Annotated in this window: 22 protein-coding genes; 14 read left to right on the top strand and 8 right to left on the bottom strand. The window is 43.1% G+C overall.

Translation table 11 applies throughout. The annotated features are described in order from the left end of the window. From AC1DPZ_RS02650 to AC1DPZ_RS02630, 5 genes are all read left to right on the top strand, one after another. A partial coding sequence (locus tag AC1DPZ_RS02650) for an SDR family NAD(P)-dependent oxidoreductase (RefSeq protein ID WP_477401068.1) occupies nt 1-506 on the top strand: 506 nt, incomplete at its 5' end. After that, the gene (locus AC1DPZ_RS02645; protein WP_477401066.1) at nt 473-751 is read left to right on the top strand and encodes an Atu4866 domain-containing protein; all 279 of its coding nucleotides are present in this window, start codon (nt 473-475) and stop codon (nt 749-751) included. The genes AC1DPZ_RS02650 and AC1DPZ_RS02645, both read left to right, overlap by 34 nt. 96 nt (nt 752-847) lie before the next feature. Continuing rightward, entirely contained in the window at nt 848-2,470 is a 1,623-nt protein-coding gene (locus AC1DPZ_RS02640) for an NADP-dependent glyceraldehyde-3-phosphate dehydrogenase (protein ID WP_477401064.1), read from the top strand. Between the two features lie 189 nt (nt 2,471-2,659). Next, a complete protein-coding gene (locus tag AC1DPZ_RS02635; protein WP_477401062.1) occupies nt 2,660-3,205 on the top strand; it encodes a peroxiredoxin in 546 nt (181 codons plus the stop codon). Between the two features lie 414 nt (nt 3,206-3,619). Further along, entirely contained in the window at nt 3,620-4,204 is a 585-nt protein-coding gene (locus AC1DPZ_RS02630) for a carboxymuconolactone decarboxylase family protein (RefSeq protein WP_477401061.1), read from the top strand. Between the two features lie 262 nt (nt 4,205-4,466). On the opposite strand, the gene AC1DPZ_RS02625 is transcribed toward AC1DPZ_RS02630, so the two are convergent. Genes AC1DPZ_RS02625 through AC1DPZ_RS02610 form a run of 4 tightly spaced genes read right to left on the bottom strand, consistent with a single transcriptional unit; the run spans nt 4,467 to nt 9,107 of the window. Next, a complete protein-coding gene (locus tag AC1DPZ_RS02625) occupies nt 4,467-6,017 on the bottom strand; it encodes a DHA2 family efflux MFS transporter permease subunit (RefSeq protein ID WP_477401060.1) in 1,551 nt (516 codons plus the stop codon). A gap of 4 nt (nt 6,018-6,021) precedes the next feature. Next, nucleotides 6,022-7,083 carry an HlyD family secretion protein gene (locus AC1DPZ_RS02620; RefSeq protein WP_477401059.1) on the bottom strand — a complete coding sequence of 354 codons (1,062 nt, stop codon included), beginning with the start codon at nt 7,081-7,083 and terminating at the stop codon, nt 6,022-6,024. Nucleotides 7,084-7,102: 19 nt separating this feature from the next. After that, the gene (locus tag AC1DPZ_RS02615; RefSeq protein ID WP_477401057.1) at nt 7,103-8,476 is read right to left on the bottom strand and encodes a TolC family protein; all 1,374 of its coding nucleotides are present in this window, start codon (nt 8,474-8,476) and stop codon (nt 7,103-7,105) included. Further along, entirely contained in the window at nt 8,460-9,107 is a 648-nt protein-coding gene (locus AC1DPZ_RS02610) for a TetR/AcrR family transcriptional regulator (RefSeq protein ID WP_477401056.1), read from the bottom strand. Before AC1DPZ_RS02610 ends, AC1DPZ_RS02615 begins: the two co-directional genes overlap by 17 nt. Nucleotides 9,108-9,661: 554 nt before the next feature. Here AC1DPZ_RS02610 and AC1DPZ_RS02605 point away from each other — a divergent pair. The 3 genes from AC1DPZ_RS02605 (at nt 9,662) to AC1DPZ_RS02595 (ending at nt 14,292) form a co-directional block, all read left to right on the top strand. Next, entirely contained in the window at nt 9,662-12,121 is a 2,460-nt protein-coding gene (locus AC1DPZ_RS02605) for a PIG-L family deacetylase (protein ID WP_477401055.1), read from the top strand. A gap of 164 nt (nt 12,122-12,285) precedes the next feature. Continuing rightward, on the top strand, nt 12,286-12,477 hold the full coding sequence (locus tag AC1DPZ_RS02600) for a hypothetical protein (protein ID WP_477401054.1): 192 nt from the start codon (nt 12,286-12,288) through the stop codon (nt 12,475-12,477). Nucleotides 12,478-12,585: 108 nt separating this feature from the next. After that, a complete protein-coding gene (locus tag AC1DPZ_RS02595) occupies nt 12,586-14,292 on the top strand; it encodes a sodium:solute symporter family protein (protein WP_477401052.1) in 1,707 nt (568 codons plus the stop codon). Between the two features lie 72 nt (nt 14,293-14,364). Here AC1DPZ_RS02595 and AC1DPZ_RS02590 read toward each other — a convergent pair whose 3' ends face one another. Then, nucleotides 14,365-15,213: a DUF2911 domain-containing protein gene (locus AC1DPZ_RS02590; RefSeq protein ID WP_477401050.1), complete on the bottom strand. Its 849-nt coding sequence runs from the start codon at nt 15,211-15,213 to the stop codon at nt 14,365-14,367. Between the two features lie 202 nt (nt 15,214-15,415). On the opposite strand from AC1DPZ_RS02590, the gene AC1DPZ_RS02585 reads away from it, so the two are divergent. Continuing rightward, nucleotides 15,416-16,603 (top strand): class I SAM-dependent rRNA methyltransferase, encoded by a 1,188-nt coding sequence (locus AC1DPZ_RS02585; protein WP_477401049.1) that lies wholly within the window; start codon nt 15,416-15,418, stop codon nt 16,601-16,603. 220 nt (nt 16,604-16,823) lie between these two features. On the opposite strand, the gene AC1DPZ_RS02580 is transcribed toward AC1DPZ_RS02585, so the two are convergent. Beyond that, nucleotides 16,824-19,115 (bottom strand): GH92 family glycosyl hydrolase, encoded by a 2,292-nt coding sequence (locus AC1DPZ_RS02580; RefSeq protein ID WP_477401047.1) that lies wholly within the window; start codon nt 19,113-19,115, stop codon nt 16,824-16,826. A gap of 184 nt (nt 19,116-19,299) precedes the next feature. On the opposite strand from AC1DPZ_RS02580, the gene AC1DPZ_RS02575 reads away from it, so the two are divergent. Genes AC1DPZ_RS02575 through AC1DPZ_RS02555 form a run of 5 tightly spaced genes read left to right on the top strand, consistent with a single transcriptional unit; the run spans nt 19,300 to nt 22,170 of the window. After that, nucleotides 19,300-19,878: a LemA family protein gene (locus AC1DPZ_RS02575; RefSeq protein ID WP_477401046.1), complete on the top strand. Its 579-nt coding sequence runs from the start codon at nt 19,300-19,302 to the stop codon at nt 19,876-19,878. A 44-nt stretch (nt 19,879-19,922) separates the two neighbouring features. Continuing rightward, entirely contained in the window at nt 19,923-20,357 is a 435-nt protein-coding gene (locus tag AC1DPZ_RS02570) for a TPM domain-containing protein (RefSeq protein ID WP_477401044.1), read from the top strand. A gap of 12 nt (nt 20,358-20,369) precedes the next feature. After that, nucleotides 20,370-21,161 carry a TPM domain-containing protein gene (locus tag AC1DPZ_RS02565; RefSeq protein ID WP_477401042.1) on the top strand — a complete coding sequence of 264 codons (792 nt, stop codon included), beginning with the start codon at nt 20,370-20,372 and terminating at the stop codon, nt 21,159-21,161. Nucleotides 21,162-21,221: 60 nt separating this feature from the next. Continuing rightward, nucleotides 21,222-21,626, top strand: a complete 405-nt coding sequence (locus tag AC1DPZ_RS02560) for a hypothetical protein (protein WP_477401040.1) — start codon at nt 21,222-21,224, stop codon at nt 21,624-21,626. Further along, on the top strand, nt 21,619-22,170 hold the full coding sequence (locus AC1DPZ_RS02555) for an NUDIX hydrolase (protein ID WP_477401038.1): 552 nt from the start codon (nt 21,619-21,621) through the stop codon (nt 22,168-22,170). The genes AC1DPZ_RS02560 and AC1DPZ_RS02555 overlap by 8 nt, the downstream gene beginning before the upstream one ends. Nucleotide 22,171: 1 nt before the next feature. Here the strand turns inward: AC1DPZ_RS02555 and AC1DPZ_RS02550 are convergent, their stop codons facing one another. Beyond that, entirely contained in the window at nt 22,172-22,630 is a 459-nt protein-coding gene (locus AC1DPZ_RS02550) for a nuclear transport factor 2 family protein (RefSeq protein WP_477401037.1), read from the bottom strand. Nucleotides 22,631-22,773: 143 nt separating this feature from the next. Next, entirely contained in the window at nt 22,774-23,529 is a 756-nt protein-coding gene (locus AC1DPZ_RS02545) for an ABC transporter ATP-binding protein (RefSeq protein ID WP_477401035.1), read from the bottom strand. Nucleotides 23,530-23,531 lie beyond the last annotated feature (2 nt).

Raw genomic sequence — 23,531 nt, 5'->3', positions numbered from 1 at the left:
GGGCTTTAAACGTTACCCGTAAGGCATTACCTTACCTGCGCGGTCAGCAATCCGGGCATATTATCAATATTTCTTCAATAGGCGGCTTGGTTGGGGGTTTCCCCGGTTTCGGAATATATTGTGCTACAAAATTCGCGGTTAATGGTTTTTCCGAAGCTTTGGATGCAGAAGTAAAACCTTTCGGCATAAAGGTGACCATAGTTGAGCCGGGCTATTTCCGCACCAACTTCCTTTCACAAGGATCATTAGTTACCCCAAAAAATCCAATAACTGAATACCAAAGCATCCGCGATTCGCAAAACCTGCACCAAAACCAAATGGACCAGCAACAGGCGGGCGACCCCGAAAAAGCCGCGGCGGCAATGATAAAAATAGTATCAGACCCAAATCCGCCGCTGAATTTATTTTTAGGGGCCGATGCATACCAGCTGGCTAACCAAAAAATAGTGTCGTTACAAAACGACCTTGAAACATGGAAAGAATTAACAACATCAACTGGCTTTTAACAATGAAAAACAATGAGCATATAGGCGTTTGGGTAACCAAAGACGGTTATATACGCCATGAGTTTTTACCAAACGGCCGCTATAACGAGGCCCGCGGAAATAAAAAAAGTGCCTACACCGGCTATTATAACATTTTGGGCAAACACGTTGAATACCTGGATGATACCGGCTTTACTGCCAATGGGGATTTTAAAGACGGAGCCTTTTACCACGCCGGTATGGTACTGTATAAAGAGAGTGCCTGAATTGCAAAATTGGCAATAATTCATATTCTTTATAAAAAAGCTTGCTTATTAAAGCAGGCTTTTTTTATCTTTAAGAAAATCTAATCCCTGAAAAATATGAGTTTTAACGACCAGCTCAGTTCAATATTTGTAGCAGAAGACCAAATTCCTCCCGAATTTCGGATAACAGAAGTACACCAGCGCGAATATTTAAGCAATGGTAAAATGAAGCCGTGGCACGGTGAAGTAAGCGAAGTTTACTCGCCCGTTGGCTTTCTTTCTGCAGATGGCTTTACCCGAAAGTTGATAGGAACCTACCCCGTTTGTACCGAAAAGGAAGCTTTTGAATCATTAGATGCCGCTTTGGCCGCTTATGATAGCGGTCGCGGTGAATGGCCAACCATGAGCATTGCCGACCGCATTAAATGCATGGAGACCTTTATTTATAAAATGAGCGAGCAACGCAGCCTGGTTGTGAAACTACTGATGTGGGAGATAGGCAAATCATACGGCGACTCGGCAAAGGAGTTCGACCGTACTATCGAGTACATTAACGCCACCATAGATGCATTAAAAGATATCGACCGCCAGTCATCCCGCTTTGAAATGGCCGAGGGCCTGGTAGCCCAGGTTCGCCGTTCGCCATTAGGTGTAGTGCTTTGTATGGGGCCGTTCAACTACCCGCTTAACGAAACTTTTACCACCCTGATCCCCGCTTTGATCATGGGCAATACTATATTATTTAAACCACCCAAGCATGGTACATTATTGCATTACCCGTTGCTAAAGGCCTTCCAGGAGTCTTTTCCAAAAGGAGTAGTGAATACCATTTACGGCCGTGGAGCGGTTGTTACCCCGGGCTTGATGGCATCAGGCAAGGTAAATGTGCTGGCTTTTATCGGATCGAGCAAAGTGGCTAATGATCTTAAAAAACGTCACCCTAAAATAAACCGTTTACGCGCGGTTTTGAGCCTGGATGCCAAAAACGCCGCAATCGTTACCAAAAATGCCGATCTGCCGCTTGCTGTAAGTGAATGTATTTTAGGTGCGTTATCATTCAACGGACAACGTTGCACCGCCATTAAAATGATATTTGTACAAAGGGAAGTCGCCGATGAGTTTTTAAAATTATTGAGCGAAGCAATAGCCAAACTAAAATTTGGATTACCCTGGGATAAAGATGTAAAGCTTACTCCCCTGCCCGAGCCTCATAAACCTGCTTACCTTACCGATATTGTTGAAGATGCCATTGCCAACGGCGCCAGTATCATCAACGAAAACGGAGGTAAAACTGTAGCTTCATTTTTTTACCCGGCCATTGTGTACCCGGTTAACGAGAAAATGAAGCTGTACCGCGAAGAACAGTTTGGCCCGGTTATTCCCGTAATTCCGTTTGATTCTATTGAGGAGCCAATTGATTACCAGATAGATTCGCCGCATGGCATGCAGGTGAGTATTTTTAGTAACGATGCTAAAGAGATCGCTTCGCTGATAGATCCGTTTGTGAACCTGGTAAGCCGGGTAAATATCAACAGCCAATGTCAGCGCGGGCCCGATGTATTTCCCTTCACCGGGCGTAAGGATAGCGCCGAGGGCACACTTTCGGTACATGACGCTTTACGATCATTCTCTATCCGCTCACTTGTTACCACCAAAATGACGGAGACTAATAAGCAAATCATCAACGAAATTGTAAACGGCAACGAATCAAATTTCCTGAGTACCAAGTTTATACTCTAACCGGGCTTTGTTACATACTATAAGGTGGCACATGTAAATGTGCCGCCTTTTTTGTGCAAACCAACCAAATAGCTAATTTAAATAATACTTTTTACCTATATCAATAAAATCTATATCGTATAGATTTTTAGTATGAAACCCTGCCTTTTAAATCAGTATATTTGCATAAACAATAAAAAAACAGCACTTATGTTAACGATAGGACAAAAATTCCCTCAATTTTCTAAAACAGCCGTAATAAGTATTGAAAAAGGAAAAGAGTTTGAAACACTTACTTCTGAGTATCTTGTGAATGATGATAACGTTTGGACAGTAATGTTCTGGTGGCCAAAGGATTTTACTTTTGTTTGCCCAACTGAAATTGCTGAGTTCAACAAAAACTATGGTGAGTTCCGCGACCGCGAAACCCGTTTAATTGGCGCTTCTACAGATTCTGAATTTGTTCATGCTGCCTGGAGACGCGATCATGATGATCTGCGCGACCTTAAATTCCCAATGTTGGCTGATACTTCAAAATCATTAGCCGAAGACCTTGGTATATTGGAGCCAAACGAAAAGATCGCCTACCGTGCAACTTTCATCATCGATCCTACCGGAATCATCCGTTGGGTATCTGTTAACGACCTTAGTGTAGGCCGTAACGTTAAAGAAGTTTTACGTGTACTTGATGGCTTACAAACCGACGAGCTTTGCCCATGTAACTGGGAAAAAGGACAGGAAACACTTACCGTTTAATTCCCCCTATAACATATGTCCCCGTACAGTTAATTATTGTGCGGGGATTTTTTATAAGCCGGGAATAAGCTAAAAGCTTGAGGCATAAAGCCGAAAGCTTGAAATAGACCGTCAAAAAACAGACTGCCATTGCCTCCTCGTGATCGTCATTGCGAGGAGGTACGACGAAGCAATCCCCGAAATACAGATCGGATTTGCCCAGTTACTCTGTAAGTTGGGGATTGCTTCGTACCTCGCAATGACGGGTGAGAGGTTTGCTTGTAAAAATACACATTGATAATCAACAACTTACAATCATGCCATTATAAGTCGCAAAGCAATGACGGTGTAGGTTAACCCAAATAGAAATACAATAATAACCGCTTTTAAGCTTTAAGCCTTGGGCTTTCTGCTTTAAGCACAAATAATAAATTTATGAACGAAAGTACCGAAGTGATCCAGGAAATACTGCAAAGTGTTGGATTAGATAAAGATTACCGTACCACAAGCCTTACGCTTTTAGAAAAAGGCGAATCGCGCTACCTGCGCGATTTGAAGCTGAACTTTACCAGTACGCTTACATCAGCCCATTTAACGGCTAAGGAATGTGCATTATTAGGTTTAAGTATTGCAGTGAATAACAATAATGCACCACTTACCACTTATTTTACCAAATACGCCGAAGAGCAGGAAGCTACAGCTGCCGAAATTGGTGAAGCCGCAGGTTGCGCATCATTGCTGGCATCAAACAATATATTTTACAGGTTCAGGCATTTTACCCAAAAGGAAAAATACACGCAGATCCCTGCCCGTATCCGCATGCAGCTGATGATGAAACCCGTAACCGGCAAAGAATTTTTTGAGCTCATGAGCCTTGCTGTATCAGCCGTAAACGGCTGCGAAATGTGCGTGAATGCCCATGAAGATTCACTTATAAAAATGGCTACAACCGAAGAACGTATTTTTGATGCAGTACGTATTGCCTCACTGGTAACAGCCACCGGTAAAGTTATTTTTTAAGCAGTTTAGCAAATATTAACAACAAAAAAGGCATGAGATACAAAAATTTCATGTCTTTTTCATAAATAACAGTTTATTAATCAATTAAATTTGCGTTTGTTAATTAAAAACTTCTAAATTTATACCTAAGATTAAACAAACCTCAACTACACTAAATTTTTATTGAAATCAAAATGTAGCTCGGGGAGAGTTATTAAATTTTAATTGTTAATTTTTTTTGGGGAAAGCCGTTCCAGGTAATAGTGGAACGGCTTTTATCGTTTTAATGCGCGTCGACCGGCATTTTAACATTAGATTTTTTAAAGGGCTGCAGGTAAAGCAGCGGGATAGAAAACAACATCACCAAACCCGAGATCCAGTAAGCATCATCGTAGGTTAACAACAATACCTGTTTGGTTAGGGCGCCTTCAATAGCGCCATAGGCCATACGGGTAGCATCTAACAAAGAGTGCCCCTTTGCCATAAACCCATGCATTGAAGCATTAAAGCGATCAACAAAAGCCGGGTTTGTGGCTGTAATATTTGTTAACAGGTTTTGGCGGTGTACCCCCTGGCGTAAGTGAATAATGGTAGTTAAAGTTGCAATACCAAATGAACCGCCTAATTGGCGCATCATATTGTTTAAGCCGGTTCCCTGTCCAACTTCCGCCCCCTTCAGATCGGCAATAGCAAGCGTAGTTAACGGTACAAACAGCAATGCCATACCTACACCGCGTATCATCAGCGGCAAAAAGAAATTTCCGGTCCCCATAGCCAGTGTTGAATTACTGAGCATGGTGGTAAATACAAAAAACAGGAACATGCCTGCAGTTGCCATAAACTGCGCCGGAATACCTTTATTAAGCATTTTACCAATAAATGGCATCATTACTATAGTACACAGTCCGCCCGGGAACAGGATCTCGCCCGTTTGCTGCGCCGTAAAGCCAAGCAAATTCTGGCAAAATACCGGGAACACGAACACCGATCCATATAAACCAAAACCGAGCACAAATGAGGTAAACATACCTACCGCAAAACTTCGGTGCCGCAATATGGCAAAGTTTACAATAGGGTAATCGATGCTCATTTCGCGCCATATAAAAAGTATCAGCCCCAATATAGCGGTTATGGTTAATACGGTTATATAAGGTGTGGCAAACCAATCTTCCGATTCACCTTTTTCTAATATGGTTTGCAGACTGCCTACAGCTATCGCCAACAGGGCAATACCCCACCAGTCAACCGGTCTTCCTTTAGCCTCCTTGGGCGTTTCCCTTACATAGGTATAAGCAAAAAACGCAGCCAAAGCACCTACCGGAATATTCACATAAAATATCCAGGTCCAGTTTAGGTGGTCGGTAATATATCCGCCAATGGTGGGGCCTACCGTTGGGCCTACTACGGCTCCTAAGCCAAACAAAGCTGTTGCAGTACCAATTTGTTCCCGGGGCCAGGTCTCTATCAAAATAGCCTGCGATGTGGATATTAAACCACCACCGGCAATACCCTGTAAAATCCTGAATAAAACAAGCTCATTAAGACTGGTTGCATTACCGCATAAAAACGATGCTATGGTAAATACAATTATTGATGTAATGAAGTAATTTTTCCGTCCGAATTTACTGCCCAGCCAACCCGACATGGGGAGTATAATTACGTTTGCCACGGCATACCCGGTAACCACCCAGGCCACATCCTCGAGGGTTGCACCCAGGTTACCCTGTATTTTGGGCAAGGACACGTTCACAATAGTAGTATCAATCAGCTCCAGTAGCGAAGCCGTGATCACTGTAATTGTGATGATCCATTTTTTAAAGCCTGTTTCAGCCATTTTATTATCCTTTAATTACAGAAACACTTACACTCATACCTGGGCGTAATTTATCCATAGTTGCTTTATCAGCAGTTATTTTAATTTTAACAGGTACGCGTTGTACAACTTTTACAAAGTTACCGGTAGCATTATCTGGCGGCAGTAATGAAAATTTAGCGCCTGTGGCCGGAGAGAAGTTATAAACTTCGCCTTCTACCTTCAAATCAGGGTAAGCATCCACTTCAACTTCAACTTTTTGACCGTTTTTCATATTGGTAAGCTGGGTTTCTTTAAAGTTAGCGGTGATATACAAACTGTTATCGTTTACTATGCTGAACAATGTTTGCCCGGCTTGTACCAGCTGACCTAACTGAACGCTTTTTTTAGCGGCAAGGCCGCTTGATGGCGCTTTAACAGTTGTATAGCTTAACTGCAGTTTGGCGTAATCAATATCAACCTGCTTTTGGCTAACTCCTGTATTGGTAACTTTTAACTGGCTGCGTGTAGTACCAATTTGTTCAACCGCTGCTTTGTACTGATCCTGTGAAGCCCTGAGGTTTGCTTTAGCCACGTCAAGATCGGCTTTAGCCTGGTCAAACTGTTGTTGAGTTACAGATCCGTCTTTTATAAGGTTAGCATAACGTGCATAATCCTTTTGCACTTTATCTAAACGGGCAGCATTTGATTCAACTGTTGCCCTTGCACTTGCCGAATTTGCCTGTGTAGCGTATATCTGCGATTGATTAACGTTAATGCCTGCACTTGCGCCAACCTGGGCAGCCTGTGCCTGCTCTAATTTAACTCTGTAATCGCGGTCGTCTATTTTAACCAATGTTTGACCTGCGGTTACGTGTATGTTGTCTTCAAAAAATATCGAATCAACGTAGCCGCCTACGCGGGCCACTACGGGGCTGATGTCGCCGTCAATCTGGGCATCATCGGTATCGATGTGTTTGCCGTAGTATATATATTCTTTGATCCCGAAAATGATACCGATAACCAATATCAAACCTAAAATGATAGGGATAACTTTATTGGGTTTCTTTTTTGGTTCCTGTTCCTGTGTTTCTTGTGCCTGTGCCATTGTATTATGTGGTTTAGTATTATTTGTTGTTGATTTTTCCGGTTGATTTTAATAAAGTATAATAAGCAAGGCCTGCATCGGCTTTAGCTAACTCCAGGTTGATTTGTGCCTGGTAAAGCAATGTTTCTGCATCGGCCCTGTCTGTAGCTGATGCTATATTGCTTTTATATTTCGAATCGAGGATCTTGTTGTTCTCGCCTGCCTGCTCAATGGATGTTTGTAAAAGTTTTATCTTATCAAGTGCCATGGTCCAGTTCTGATAATTTTGGTTCACTTCGTCCTTAATGCGGTCAACAGTGATACTTTTATTGATAACTACCTGCTCACGCTGGATATGAGCTCCGGTAATCTTGTTTTTGTTTGTCCATAAATTACCAAAGTTCCATGAAAGTGTTAAGCCAACAGATAGCGGGGTAATAAACTTACCACTCTTTGGAATTGGGTTGGCACTTACATCAACATAATAAGCACTGCCCGATGCTGCCAAAGTTGGCAAAGTATTGGCTTTTATGTTTTTGATCTCGGTTTCTGCAACCTTAGTACGCAAATCGGCCTGTTGCAGCTCGGCCCGGCTTGCATAAGCCGAATCCAGGTAGCTACTCAAAGGCGCCACCTGCCTGTCGGCTTCGGTTATCTGATCAATGTTTAGCTGTGTGCCTTCTGGTAATCCCAACAAAACATCCAGGTTGTAATTGATGATCCTGCGGTTAGTTTCCAGGTCGATACCATTCAACTCAACATTTGAACGTTGCAGTTGAAAGCGCAACACATCATTTTTGGTAACCAGGCCCTGTTCAAAAAACCTTTGCGATTGCTTGATCTGTGCATCTATGGTTGATAAATTTTGCGTTACTACCTTTTTGCTTTGCAGTACCTTGTAAAGGTTATAGTAGGAATTAATAATATCGTAAGTTATCTGGTCCTTATCATTATTTACATCCAAACGGGCAACCTGGGTAAGCAGTTCGGTTGATTGGCGGGCATATTTAAGTTTACCGCCTGCAAAAATGGTCTGGCTTAATGATAGCGTACCTAAATAAGCATCGGCCCTGTTGGGTAAATTAAAGCTGCTTTCGCCAAGTGCAAGCCTGTTTGCAGGAATTTCGGCGTGGTTATAACCATAGCTTACTTTACCGGTTGGCAGCGCCTGGTCTTTGGCCTGGTTGTATTCAGATACAGCCTGGTCAATTTTTGATTGCGATAGCTTTAAAACTTTACTGTTATCAAGGCCAAGTTTAATGGCCTCGTCTAAGGTAATTGTGCGGTCCTGGGCAGTTGCTGTTCCTGCAAACAGCAAACCAGATACTGCAAGGGCAGTACCATACCTCCAAAACACGCGGACTGTATTTATTAACAGTTTAAGGTGGTCGGTTTTATTATTTCGAGTTGTCATTTTCATTAACTAAATAAGCTTTTAAGAGTCTTTTCATGTATGTTTTGATCCTGGGTTTCAGCTCTTCTTCCATAAATTTTTCATCGCGAACATCATGGCCTAATATCAGGGACGATAATTGCGGCATATTGATTACATAATTTTTAGTGCCGAATATGGTTGCTATCACCATCGGAACATCAATGTCCTTATAAAAGCTGCCATTATTAACGCCCTCTTCAATTATCTTCCTGATCTCAACAACATTTACCATCAATATTTCGATGATCTTGTCGGTGAGCTCCCAGCGTTTGTTCATCGATATTTCGCGGCTGATGAGCTTTTGAAAACAGTTATTCACGATAATGCGCTCTACATAATTGTCAATACATTTATCGAGCTTACTCCAGGCCGACATGCTGTCGTCATTACCGATATTTTGCAGCAGCGTACGGAATGAAGAAATTTTCCGCTCAAAAATTGCCAGGAAGAGCCCTTCTTTCGATCCGAAGTAATAATTGAGCATGGCCATATTTACGCCAGCCTCACCCGAGATCACCCTGGTGGAGGCGCCATCAAACCCATAGTCGGCAAACACGCGTTCGGCGACGTCGAGGATGTGGTCTTTTTTGTCTATTTTATCTTTGTCCATTGTTTTAACGGTACAAAATTAATCAAACGATTGATTAATCAAGGATGATCGACACTAAAAATTAATCGTTTGATTAATCATTACTGTTGAATGACAAAATTGTTTTGAGTGGTTTTATTTTTCTGGATTTAGTTTGATAATTATTGCATAAACTGTTATAATTCTTTACAATTCAGGTTAAGCGAAACATATTATACAAAAGCTTAGACCGTGTTGTTAAATGATGGCATGTTGTAAATCAGCAAAAATCATAACTCGTTGTATATCAAACACAAATGTGTTCCACCCCTGTTTTTTCAAAAACTTAGTTTGTTGACTATCAGACACAAAGGTGTTCCACCCGTTCCGGTGCGTTCCAGCGTTCCGGTGGAACACCTTATGCATTGTATCGTCCTGAAAAAAGTTTACACTATTGGTGCTTAATCCTGCGGTTAGTTCACATACCATATCCGGGTTAAAGCTCAAAATATGCTAAAGCCCACGCTCTATCATGCCTCTGTTATATTCTTGATACATCAAATTGTAAATTGGTATCTTTCAATATATTTGTTTCCATGAAGCGTTTCAACCTCGTTATTGCCTTATTGTTAGTATATAGTTGTGTAATTGCCCAAACCTCGCCACCTACAGATATGGGCACCATTCAGCAGAATTTAAAAAAGCTGAACACCCTGGGCAGTGTATTATACCTGGCTGCGCATCCCGATGATGAAAATACCCGCTTGCTGGCCTACCTGGCGCAGGAAAAGCATTACCGAACGGGTTACCTATCCATTACCCGCGGCGATGGCGGGCAGAATTTGATAGGCAACGAGCAAAGCGAGCTGTTAGGATTGATCCGCACACAGGAATTGCTGGCTGCCCGCAAGGTTGACGGGGCCGAACAATTCTTTACCCGTGCAAATGACTTTGGCTTTTCAAAAGGGCCTGACGAAACGCTGAAGATCTGGGATAAGGAAAAGGTATTGGGCGATGTGGTTTGGGTGATCCGCAAATTCCGCCCGGATGTGATCATTTGCCGTTTCCCTACTACAGGCGAGGGCGGTCATGGCCACCATACTTCATCTGCAATATTAGCCCAGGAGGCTTTTACTGCCGCTGCAGACCCAGCCCGTTACCCCGAACAATTAAAATATGTAAGACCCTGGCAGGCCAAACGCCTGATGTGGAACACCTTTAACTTTGGCAACACCAACACCACGGCCGCCGATCAGTTTAAGATAGATGTAGGTGTTTATAATGCCACCCTGGGCAAAAGCTATGGTGAAATAGCTGCCGAAAGCCGCAGCAACCACAAAACCCAGGGCTTTGGCTCGGCCAAACAACGTGGTGAGTCGTTTGAATTTTTCAAGACGATTTTAGGTGACGCCCCGCAAACCGATCTGATGGATGGCGTTGAAACCTCCTGGAAACGCGTTAAAAATGGCGAGGGTATAGGCGAATCTATCAGGATTATCAACAAGAATTTCAATGCTGAAGAACCCGAAAAATCGGTACCGGCCTTAGTAGCCCTTTTGAGTAAAGTTGAAAAGGTATCTGATATTTACTGGCGCGAACAAAAAACAAAGGAGCTGAGCAATTTGATAGCTGCCTGCGCGGGTTTATGGTTTGAGGCTTATGCCAGTACGCCTACCTATGCTATTGGTGATACTATCAGATTTACCGCGCAAGTGGTGAACAGGTATAACGATAAAGTAAAAATTAATACAATAGATGCAGGGCGTAATACTTTAAGTTTAAATTCAAAAGTGATACCGGCCAATCAACTGCAGATCTTTAACGGATCAACCATTGCCAATAAAATTACACAGCCATATTGGTTGGAAACACCGCACAAAATTGGCACCTATAGCATTCCTGATACTCTGGCTGGCAACCCCGAAAACCCCGACCTTACCAAAGTGGGCTTTCAGTTCATTATTGAGGGCAAACCGGTAAATTTTGAGCGCCGCTTATTATACAAATACGTTGATCCTGTTAGGGGTGAAATTTATCAGCCACTTGTTATAGCCCCACCTGTTACAATTAATATTACCGACCATGTATTTATTTTCTACGGACCAACATCTCAAAGCCTGCAGGTAAAGCTAAAAAGCTTTAAAAACGTACATACCGGAAATATCCGGTTGAAATTACCCAAAGGATGGAAGTCTAATCCTGAAATGATCAGTTTTACGGATAAAAATAGGGGGGATGAATGGACAGCCCGAWTTGCCATAACACCAACTTCTAACGCCCAGGACGGCCTTGCTGTAACAGGCGTTGCGGTTGACGTTGACTCGCGTTTATATGAGTATGAAATAAGGGAGATAAAGTACGATCACGTGCCTGCTATCACCTTATTCCCCCCAGCCGAAGCCAAGCTCGTAAGCCTCGATTTGAAAACTACGGGCAAAAAATTAGGTTACATAGCCGGTGCCGGCGACCAAATGCCGGATGCCCTGCACCAGGTAGGCTATGATGTACATATATTGTCAGAAAATGAGATCATGAACGCCGACCTGTCCGTTTATGATGCCATCATCACCGGGGTACGTGCCTACAACGTGAACGAGCGCCTGGCTTTTGAGCAACCTAAACTGATGGAGTATGTAAAAAACGGCGGCAACCTGGTGGTACAGTATAACAATAACTCGGGCCTGGTAACCAAACAGATAGGCCCCTACCCTTTTACGGTTGTAAACCGACGCGTTACGGATGAAGAAGCTGTAATCACTGTGTTAGATCAGCAAAATCCTGTGCTCAACTACCCCAACAAAATAACCCAGGATGATTTTAAAGGCTGGATCCAGGAGCGTGGCTTATATTTTGTAAGCGACATTGATCCTCAATACAAATCCATCTTCCAGATGAATGATAAAGGTGAACAGCCCCTTAATGGCTCCTTAATAGTGGGCAATTACGGCAAAGGCCGGTTTGTGTACACTTCGCTGGCTTTTTTCAGGGAATTGCCTGCCGGTGTACCGGGTGCTTACCGGCTGTTTGTGAATTTATTGAGCAAGCCGAAAAGTTAGTATAATACGCCTTTGAAACTTTCGAGGTTTTAAAACGGCGAAGCCCTCAACGAGGCCAAAAACAATATTACCGGGTTAAACCCCGCAAGTTTGATATACATCAAATAAACTGTTGCTATAATTCAATTAATCACCTATTTTTGTCCGGTTATAATACAACAAATATGAAACATCACGAAGAAGAAAAAGAAAACTTAGATTATATATACTACTTAGTAGCATTAGTATCAGGTATGTTTGTAGGTGCAATAATTGATAAAGGTTATACCTGGATTTTTGTTGGCGGTGTATTAGGCTTATTAACTGCCGCATTCTTCATCAATGTTTTGGTTAAAGGCCGTGGTGAAAGGGCGTGATCCTGATCTGCCATCGTTTATAAGTAATTGGAACCAGTTTTACGGCATCGTAGTCGCATGGCTGGTTCTTTTGGTTTTTGTATTTTGGCTCATCACAAAGTATTTTGAATGAGCTTACCCGACTGGATAGTTTTAGGCTTAACCCTTCTCTGTATCGTGCTGTATGGCATATGGAAAAGCGGCAACAATAAAAACATCGACCAGTTTTTAATGGGCAACCGTTCCCTGCCCTGGTACCACGTAGGGTTTTCGGTTATGGCCACCCAGGCCAGCGCTATCACCTTCCTCTCAGCCCCCGGCCAGGCCTACTCCGATGGGATGCGCTTTGTGCAGTTCTACTTTGGTTTGCCGCTGGCCATGATTGTGCTTTGCATCACTTTCGTCCCTATCTTTCACCGCCTTAAAGTTTACACCGCTTACGAGTTTCTTGAACAGCGCTTTGATCTTAAGACACGGGCATTCACCGCCTTCCTTTTCCTGGTATTACGCAGCTTATCTACCGGGGTATCCATTTATGCTCCAGCTATTATTTTATCAACCATTTTAAACATCGATACTGTTTATACAACAGTGTTTATTGGCGGGTTGACGATATCTTATACCGTATATGGTGGCAGCAAAGCAGTGTCATACACCCAGCTGTTGCAGATGAGCATCATATTTGCCGGAATGTTTTTAGCCGGGATCTTAGTGGTAAGCTTCCTGCCACAGGGAGTTGGGTTTACACACGCCATTAAAATGGCTGGCAAGCTGGGCCGCATGAATGTGATTGACTGGAAATTTGATTGGGACAACCGCTATAATGTTTGGAGCGGATTAATAGGTGGTTTCTTTTTGCAGTTATCCTACTTCGGTACCGATCAAAGTCAGGTTGGCCGTTACTTAACCGGCAGCTCCATAGGGCAAAGCCGCCTGGGGTTGATCATGAATGGATTGATCAAAATCCCAATGCAGTTCCTGATCTTGCTGATTGGAGTTCTTGTTTTTGCTTTTTACCAGTTTAACAAACCTCCTATGTTTTTTAATAATTACGAGGTGGACAATGTAAAAAAAAGCAGTTATGCAAAGGAATATAACCAGCTCGATCAGCAATATACCCAGGCTTTTGACCAACGAAAAGCAAGAACAGATGACCTTATAAAAGCCTTTGATAGCAAAAACCAGGATGAGGTAAATAAGGCTCAAACTGCTTTAAAAGTGGCAGAGAAGCAAGCAAAAGACATCAGGAAGCAAGCCRTTGAGGTGATGAAAAAGCACAACGCCGGCGCCGATGACAACGACACCAATTACGTGTTCCTAACCTTTGTTAAACAGTATCTGCCCCGGGGGCTTGTAGGCTTATTAATTGCTATTATATTCCTGGCCTCCATGGGTTCAACAGCAAGTGCATTGAATTCACTGGCTTCAACAACGGTAATCGATATTTATAAACGGACTATAAATAAAGATGCCTCAGATAAAAACTACCTGCTTGCCTCGCGTTTAGCAACCATATTTTGGGGAATTGTATGTGTAATTATGGCTTTATACGCAAGCAAACTGGGCAACTTACTGGAGGCAGTAAACCAGTTAGGCTCCTATATATATGGAACCGTATTAGGCGTATTTGTAGTAGCTTTTTATATGAAGCGGATAAACGGAACTTCTGTTTTTATTGGCGCCCTCATCAGTGAAGCAGCTATATTGTACTTAGGATTAAGCAAAACGGTTGCTTACCTGTGGCTTAACCCCATCGGGTGTTTTTTGGTGATGATTGTTGCTTACATTATAAACAAAGCAGTCCCTTCTAAACAGCCAACCTTCATTAACTCCTAAAAAAGGCCTTTTTGCTCATTGCAAAAAAGGCCTTTTTAAATGCATCCCTTTCAGGGAGGGCTTGAGAGAGGTTTAATCCTTAGCGTGATCCAATGCTTCCTTATTCAAACGCTCGTACTCATCATCTTTACTGGCTTTTGCAAGGGCAACACCAGCTTCGGCAGCGGCAATGGCGCCGGCTTTATCGCCTTTACGTAATAACAGGCGCGATTCCCAAAGCTTGTACCAGGGGCCTTTAGGATCAATCTTTTCTGCTTCATAAACCCAGCCTAATGCTTTATCAACATCTTTATTGTTTTCATAATAGTATTGAATGGCGTTAAAGTAATAGGGCTTTCTGTCGCCTTTCATCAGCTCGTCAATATTAGCGGTGATCTTGGCATCATCATCTGTTTCCAAATGGATCGCTGCCGCAGTATGGTCCCAAACCAGGTAAAGATCTGTCGCCTTGGTGGTTGAATTGGCAAAAGCCATGGTAAAGGTTTCCCTTTTTTCGCTTACACGCAAAGGTTTTATTTTAAACCTTACAAAATCCTCACTTTGTTTGTAGCTATAGGCCCCCCACTGTTTAACCACCTTATTTAATATAATGGTCCACTCATTTTTTTCGGGAATACTGAAAAGCGAGTAAGTGCCAGCTGGTACGCTGTTACCTTCAATAAGTACTTTTTCGGTAAAGGTGATGGTTGTTGCCGCATTGGCACCTGTGCGCCAAACTTCGCCCCAGGGAATGATACCGCCAAATGTTTTACGGTCCTTTACATTCGGGCGCGAATAGGTGATGGTGATCTTCCCTAATCCAAAATCCTGGATAATGGTTTGCGTTGAACTGGCCTCAGGAATGCGCGGAACCTGGGCATAGCTTTTATAGCTCAAACACGCTAACAGCATGGTGGCTACCAGTAAGTAAGTTTTTCTCATGTTATGTTTTCGATACTAAGATACCAAATGTTTTTAATCGGGAAATATTGTGTTGGAGTAATAAAATTAGTAATAGTTTAATGGATTGTAAGCATAAAGCTAAAGGCTTAAAGCCAAAAGCTAAAACATCACCGATGTTGATCATATTTGGAGCTTTGAGCCCTCCGCTTTAGGCTTTCAGCTTTTTATTACCTTTGCAACCATGATTGATGTTGTATTAAGTAAAGGTAAAGAGAAAGCTGTTGTACAAAGGCACCCCTGGGTATTTTCTGGCGCTATTGATAAGGTAAAGGGCAAACCAGCCAATGGCGATGTGGTGCGCCTGCTCAATGCAAAAGGCGACTTTATGGCCTATGGTTTTTACAACGATCAATCGCGCGTTGCCCTACGCCTTTTGGAGTGGGACGAATTGGTTGAAATTAATGACGACTGGTTCCGTCGTAAACTGGCCACAGCGGTTAAAAGTCGGGTCAACGTGCTGGAAAATGACACCAATACCTGCCGGTTAGTTTTCAGCGAATCTGATTATTTACCTGGATTAATTGTTGATAAATATGCAGGCCACCTGGCTGTGCAAGTACTTACATCGGGGATGGAACGCATAATGCCGGTAATTATTGATGAGCTGAAAAAACTGCTGAACCCCGAAAGTATCTCTGATAAAAGCGATGCTGCATCCCGCGCCCACGAAGGTATGGGCGAAACGGAGAATAAAGTATTATCCGGTAACCCGCCACCCGAAATTGTAAAAGTGTTGGAAAACAATATAGTATACGGCATTAATATCACTGAGGGTCAGAAATCTGGTTTTTATTGTGACCAGCGCGATAATCGCCATATATTGGCCTCCTACGCCAAAAATAAAAAAGTGTTGGATTGCTTTTGTTACACCGGCGGTTTTACGCTAAACAGCCTGAAAAATGGGGCTGCCTCTGTAACCAGTGTAGATAGCTCGGCATTAGCCATTGAAACGTTAAAGGAAAACATCCTGCTTAATAAACTTGATGCCATTAAACATACAGCCATTAAATCCGATGTAAACGCTCAACTGCGCAAATTCAGAGATGATGGCGAAAAGTTTGATATTATCGTACTCGATCCGCCTAAATACGCGCCATCCCGTTCGGCGCTTACACGTGCCTCGCGCGCTTATAAAGACCTTAACCGTTTGGGCATGCTTTTATTGAATGAAGGTGGTTTGTTGGCCACTTATTCCTGCTCGGGCGCTATGGATATGGAAACCTTTAAACAGGTAATTGCCTGGGCCGCACTTGACGCCGGTAAACAGGTACAGTTTATTTATCAATTTCACCAACCCGAGGACCACCCTGTAAGGGCCTCATTCCCCGAAGGGGAGTATTTGAAGGGGCTACTGTGCCGGGTATTTTAGGAGAAAGATAAAGGCCAAAGCTTTGTTGATAGCAAAGATCAAAAAGCTTTGGCCAAGATCGATTCTCTTCCCCAGGAACTATGTTGTACACAATTCTGCTATAGAAGCCAGTCTTTTGCGGAATGATGATGAAAGTTTGGCTTCATTTTCAAATCATCAAATTACCAAATCATCAAATTTCTTCCATCTGCACATCTGAAATTTGAAATCCTTACATCTGTTATTTATGTTTCGCTCCCATGTAAAAAGTAATCTCGCCGCCATTCATGATGTCGGCATGGCTGATAAAAAGGCTATCCAACGATTTTCCGTTTAATACCATCTTTTGCACATAAACATTCTTAGGGCTTTGGTTTTTTACATTGACGATGAACTTTTTGCCGTTGTCCAGGTTAATAATGGCCCCGTTCACCGCCGGGCTGCCTGTGGAGTATTGGTCTGATCCGGGCGCTACCGGGTAAAAGCCCAGTGTGCTGAAGATATACCAGGCGCTCATTTGTCCGGTGTCATCGTTACCGCCAAGTCCGTCGGGCGTTGGTTTGTACATCCTTGGTAATATCATTCTGATCCTTTCCTGTGTTTTCCAGGGCTGGTTTGTCCAATTATATAAATACGCTACATGGTGTGATGGTTCGTTGCCATGCACGTAGTTGCCGATGATACCATCCCTGGTGATGTCTTCTGTCTCGGCAAAGTATTTGTCGGGCAGGTTCATCGTGAACAACGAGTCGAGGTAGGTAGTAAACCTTTTGTTACCGCCCATTAATGCAATCAGGCTCTTGGGGTCCTGCGGGGCAAAAAGCGTATAGTTCCAGCTGTTGCCTTCTATAAACCCTTCGTTAATGGTGCTCAGCGGATCGAACTTTTTGCGAAAAGTGCCGTCTGTTAGTTTGGGGCGCATGAAGCCTATCGTTGGATCGTACACGTTCTTATAGTTTTCAGACCTTTTGATGAATTCGTTGTAAATGTCCATCCGGTTCAGCTTTTTGGCCAATTGGGCGATGGCCCAGTCGTCAAAGGCATATTCAACGGTAGAGGATACCGATACACCGCTTTTTTCATCTGGAATATAGCCTTTATCTATGTACTCGCCTATGCCTTCATAATCTTTATGCCTGGCCGTGGCTACACAGGCGTCCAGCGCCTTGTTGGCATCAAAGTTTACGATTCCTTTGACCACAGCATCGGCTATTACGGCTACGCTGTGATAACCGCTCATACACCAGTTCTCGTTACCCGAGTTGGACCATACAGGTAGCATATGTTCCGGGCTCTGGTCATAATGAGCCAGCATCGATTTTACCATATCAGCATTCCTTTTAGGTTCGATGATATTGAACAGCGGGTGCAATGCCCGGTAGGTATCCCAAAGAGAAAATGTGGTATAGTTGGTAAACCCTTCGGCTTTGTGTACGTTTTGGTCAATTCCTTTATACTGGCCGTCAGCGTCCATATACATGGTGGGGTTGATCATCGTATGGTACATCGAGGTATAAAAGTTCTCCTTGATCTCCTGGTTACCCTGGATCACTATTTTATGCAGCTCGGTTTCCCAAAGCTGTTGTCCATCGGCTTTTACTTTGTCAAAGTCCCAGCCGGGGATCTCGGTTTGCATATTATTCAGCGCCCCTGCCATGCTTACCGGCGATATGGAGAACTTGATCTTGATCTTTTCTCCCGCTTCGGTCTTGAAGTCGAAGTAGCTCCTGATCTGCCTGCCTGCTATCTCAGGGAAGTTTTTGGTTTGATTGAACTTACCCCAGAAACCGCCATATACTTCCCGTTTATCATATTTTTTATAGCCGTGCTGGTAAAAAGCTTTGTTAAAGCTCATTGCAAAGTACAGGGTTCTTGTTCTGGCCCAGCCGTTGGTTTGCCGGTAACCAATTACGGTACTGTCGTTTACTACCCGCAAATACGTCCATACGTTTTTATCGGGATAGTTATAGATACCTGCCATCAGATCGAGCACTATATGCGCGTTGTCTGATTTTGGAAATGTGTATTGGTGGAAGCCTACCCTGGCTGTGGTGGTCATCTCGGCTGTAATACTGCTTTCGTCCAGTTTTACTTTATAGTAATTGGCCTGGCTCACCTCGTTCTGGTGCGAGAATCCGGAGCGATAACCGCTGCCGGGTTTATCGGCGGTGCCGGGGTTTAGTTTTAAAGTGCCTACCGTTGGCATGATTAAAAAGTCGCCCAGGTCTGAGTGCCCCGTACCACTGAAGTGGGTATGGCTGAAGCCTACTATTGTTTTATCATCGTACTGGTAGCCCGCACAGTATTTGTATACATCTGGATTGTATTTGCCATTCAGCTCATAGCCCGCAGTATCCGTTTCGGGGCTCAGCTGCACCATCCCGAAAGGCACTGTGGCTCCGGGATATACGTGCCCCATCCGCTGTGTGCCAATGATAGGGCGTACATATTGTACTAATTGTTCCCGGGAGGCCGTTTGCCCATGTGCTCCAAAAGAGACAAAAGCTAAAAAAACATAAAATATCTTCTTCATTTTAATGAACGGGGTCAGTTGGTAAAACGTTTTAAGTCCCCAAATATAAAGCATAACACTTAAATGTTTCTATAACGGTAATAAAAACTGTACCTTGACATAATGTCATTAAACCGTACCTTTTGTAACAACGGTATGCGTTTTGTAATCTAATCGAAAACATATCTAAAAAAACAAACCATCAATGAAAAAGCTATTATCAGTAATATTAGTTGTCACGGTTGCCATGTCCCTAAGTTCGTGCAGCTACAACAGCATGGTTAAGCTCGACGAAAATGTAAAAACTCAATGGGCCGCTGTACAAAGCCAATATCAACGCCGCAGCGACCTGATACCAAATTTGGTAAACACTGTTAAAGGTGCAGCCAACTTTGAAAAAAGCACTCTTACCGCCGTTGTTGAGGCACGTGCCAAAGCAACATCAGTTCAGGTTGATCCTACTAAACTAACCCCGGAGTCTATCAAAGCTTTCCAGGCTGCCCAGGGAGAATTAAGCTCGGCCTTAGGTAGGTTGCTGGCAGTTACAGAAAACTACCCTGATCTGAAAACTAACCAGAATTTTTTGGGACTACAGGCACAGATAGAAGGTACAGAAAACCGCATACAGGTTTCCCGCCAGGATTTTAATACTGCCGTACAGGAATTCAATACCAAGATCCGCTCGTTTCCGGCTAACATCACCGCTAAAATGTTTGGCTTTTCCGAAAAAGGATATTTTACTGCCGAGCCTGGGTCAGACAAAGCCCCGAAGGTTCAGTTTTAGTTTTTTTAGTTTCACAAATAAAATCAGTGTAACCACAAAAACAAATGGCAGTATTTAACGAAGAAGAACAGCAGCGGATCCGCAAGGTTATTGAGGATGCTGAGAACCGCAGTACTGGTGAAATACGGGTTTGTATAGAAAAAAAGTGCAGTGAGGATGTACTTGATCGCGCCGCAAAATATTTTTACCAGCTTAATATGCATAAAACCGCCCTGCGTCATGGGGTGCTTGTTTATGTAGCCACTGTAGACCGCAAGTTTGCCATTATTGGTGATGCAGGTATAAACCAGGTTGTACCGGCCAATTTCTGGGACGATACAAAAGAAGAAATGCTTAAGCATTTTAAGTATGGCGWTATTGTTGAAGGAATTGTTACCGGTTTAAAAATAGCCGGCGAACAGCTTCAAAAATATTTCCCGCATAATACCGGCGATGCTAACGAGTTGCCCGATGATATTGCTTTTATGGATGGCGAATAATCAATGAAATACATGTTCAAAAAATTCATCATATTTTGTAGCCTGGCACTTTGTACCGCTATTGCATTTGCCCAGGAGCTCCCTGAGCGCTCAACTACATTGGTTACCGACTATACCAATACCCTATCAGCGGCCGATAAGCAAAAGCTGGAAGACAAACTGGTTGCCTTTAACGATTCTACATCTACGCAAATAGCGGTTGTGATCATGAGATCAACCGGCAACTATGATATTAATGCCTACGGTGTGCAATTGCTGCGTAAATGGGGTATCGGCGAGAAAAAGAAGAATAATGGCATTTTGGTGTTGGTTGCCATCAGCGACCGCAAAATGAGTATCCAAACCGGGTACGGCGCCGAAGGCGCTGTACCGGATGTGATTACGCAGGAGATCATCCAAAAGGATATGAAACCTCACTTTAAGCAGGGTGACTATTACGGCGGACTGGAGGCTGCAACCAACAGCCTCATGAAGTACATGAAAGGCGAATATAAAGCCGAACCAAAAGAACAGGCGAGCAAAGGTGGCGGCAGCGGGTTTATTGTGATCATTATCATAGTAGTTATCCTGATACTGGTATTCCGTAACCGTGGTGGCGGTGGTGGCCGCCAAATCATTGGCCGCAGAGGTGGCGCAAGCCCCTTCTGGTGGTTTTTGGCCGGCAGTCTACTTGGTGGTAGTGGCCGCAGCAGCGGTTCTGACTGGGGAGGGTTCTCTGGAGGAGGTGGCGGTAGCGGTGGCGGCGGTTTTGGAGGTTTCGGCGGCGGCAGCGGCGGAGGCGGCGGTTCAAGCGGCAGCTGGTAGAATTAATTAGAGAATTGCTAAGTTTTGAATTATTGATAGCCAGCCCAAATTTACCTTTGAATGCATAAAGATTATATTTTAAATGAGTTGGAGAAAATCTCACTCATGATGGCGCGTATTGCGGGTTTTAAAGAACAGGCAAAACCGGATGAATTTATCAAGCTTGCAGATACCATGCTGCAAAATGAGTTTAATATAAAGCTGGATGAATTATTAGCATTAACTGCCGAAGATTTTGAACTGTTACTGGTAAAAGGAAATTATAAAGCCGATAAACTGGAAGCTTTGGCGCAATTACTATACATGCATACTGAGCCATTTACCCCCTCGCCAGAAACTTTAGCTACCCTACAAAAAATATTGATGCTTTTTGAATTGCTGGAGAAAAAGCACCATAGCTCGTCATTTGAAAATATTAACAAACAAAATACCATCTATCAATTTATAAAAAACAACTATGAGTAAAAATCTTACCTGGAAACTGCTTTCATCTAAATATATACATAAAGGTCCGTGGGCTACACTGCGCATTGACCGCTGCGAAATGCCCAGTGGCAAAATTGTTGACGATTACTATGTTTTAGAATACAGCAACTGGGTTAATGCAGTTGCCGTTACCGAAGATAATAAAGTGCTTATGGTAAAGCAATACCGCCATGCAGCAGGCATTATATCGCTCGAAATTCCGGGTGGAGTAATTGATGGTGATGAATCGCCGGTTGATGGCCTGCGCCGTGAGTTGCTGGAAGAAACAGGTTACCAGTTTGATGATTTTGAACTACTATGTACCGTTTACGGCAACCCATCCACAGCCAACAATCAAACATTTACTTATTTGGCTAAGGGAGGCAAAAAAGTACAGGAACAATCATTGGATGAATATGAGGAATTAATTGTTGAAGAATACTCCATTCCCCAAGTGAAACAATTACTCCTGGAAAACAAAGTTGTACAGGCTATGCATTGCGCCGGCTTGTTTTATGGGATGGTGAAATTAGGGACGTTGTAGTTTACTCCGGGCAATTATCCTTACGCCGGGTGTCAACAACGTAAATAATCTTCCAGCCTGTAGGTGTACGCATGAGTGAAAAAACGTCTACCCCGCAATGGCTAAAGGTTTTGCCCAAATAAAACTTATAAGGCGTCCAAACACTTGCCAGGTCGCCATCAATTTTAATATCTTTAAAGATGATCTGCTCATCCCAGATTTCTTTATGCGGCGTACCAACAGTTTTTATAAAATCATTGGGGTTATCAATATCCAATGAAACTGTGCCATCTTTTTTGTTTGAGATCCCCTCGAAAACAATATTTTTATGAAAGGCCGACCGCAGCATGGTACTATCGCCTTTGCGCATTGCATCAAACATAGTATTGATGGTTTGCTTTACAGCATCCTGGTCAGCTTGCTGCGCAATGGCTTTTAATGAAACAAGCAGAATAAGGCTTACAAAGAGGATTTTTTTCATGTAATGGATTTTCGAGACAATTTAGGTAAATTTGATCGATAATTAGACTTGTTAAGTTTTTAAACGGCAAAGCCCTTAACGAGGCCAAAAACCATATTACCGGGTTAAACTTCGTAAGTCTTTCCAAAATATAATCCGTTTTCTTAATGATTCTCTTCCTCGTCAACCTTTAAAATAAAAGGCGTAGGCTCCTCGGCGGTTTGCCCCACCCCAAAATAATCTTCCAACTCCTTTAATGTCGATGAACTGGTGGCAATATCCTTAATGATCACACCTTTTTCCATCAGCAGGATCCGGTCGCAAATATCGGTGATGTGGTTAAGATCATGGCTGGATACTATATTGGTAACCCCTTTGTTTTTATTCTGATCCTTCAGCATATTCTTTAGCCTGAACTGCGTACTTGGGTCAATATTGGCAAAAGGCTCATCCAGCATCAGCAATTGTGGATTTTGCAGCAGGCACGATGCCACCCCAACCTTGCATTGGTTCCCTTTAGATAAATCGCGGATGTATTTGCCTTTCTTTAGTATCTCATCGTTAAAAAAGTCGCCCAATTGCGATAGGGTTTCATCTACCGTGGCTTTGCTTTGCTGATGCAGGCCGCCAATAAAATACAGGTATTCCTCTGGTGTTAGGTAATCTATCAGGAAGCCCTCATCAAGATATGAGGCGGTATAGTTTTTCCAGTTTTCATGACCGGCCACCACTTCGCCATTTGATAATACCTGCCCGGTTTCCGGGCGGATGAGATCAAGGATCATGCGGAACAGGGTAGTTTTACCAGCACCATTATTACCAACCAGGCCTACACTTTCGCCTTTGCCGATCAGCAGGTGGGGCACATCTACTACCGTAATGCCGTTATATACTTTTTTAAGGTTATTAATTTCAATCATGG

The sequence above is a fragment of the Mucilaginibacter sp. P4_G9 genome, from assembly GCF_056400985.1.
The sequence above is the reverse complement of the archived record's forward strand: the minus strand, read 5'-3'. Positions and strand labels throughout refer to the sequence as shown.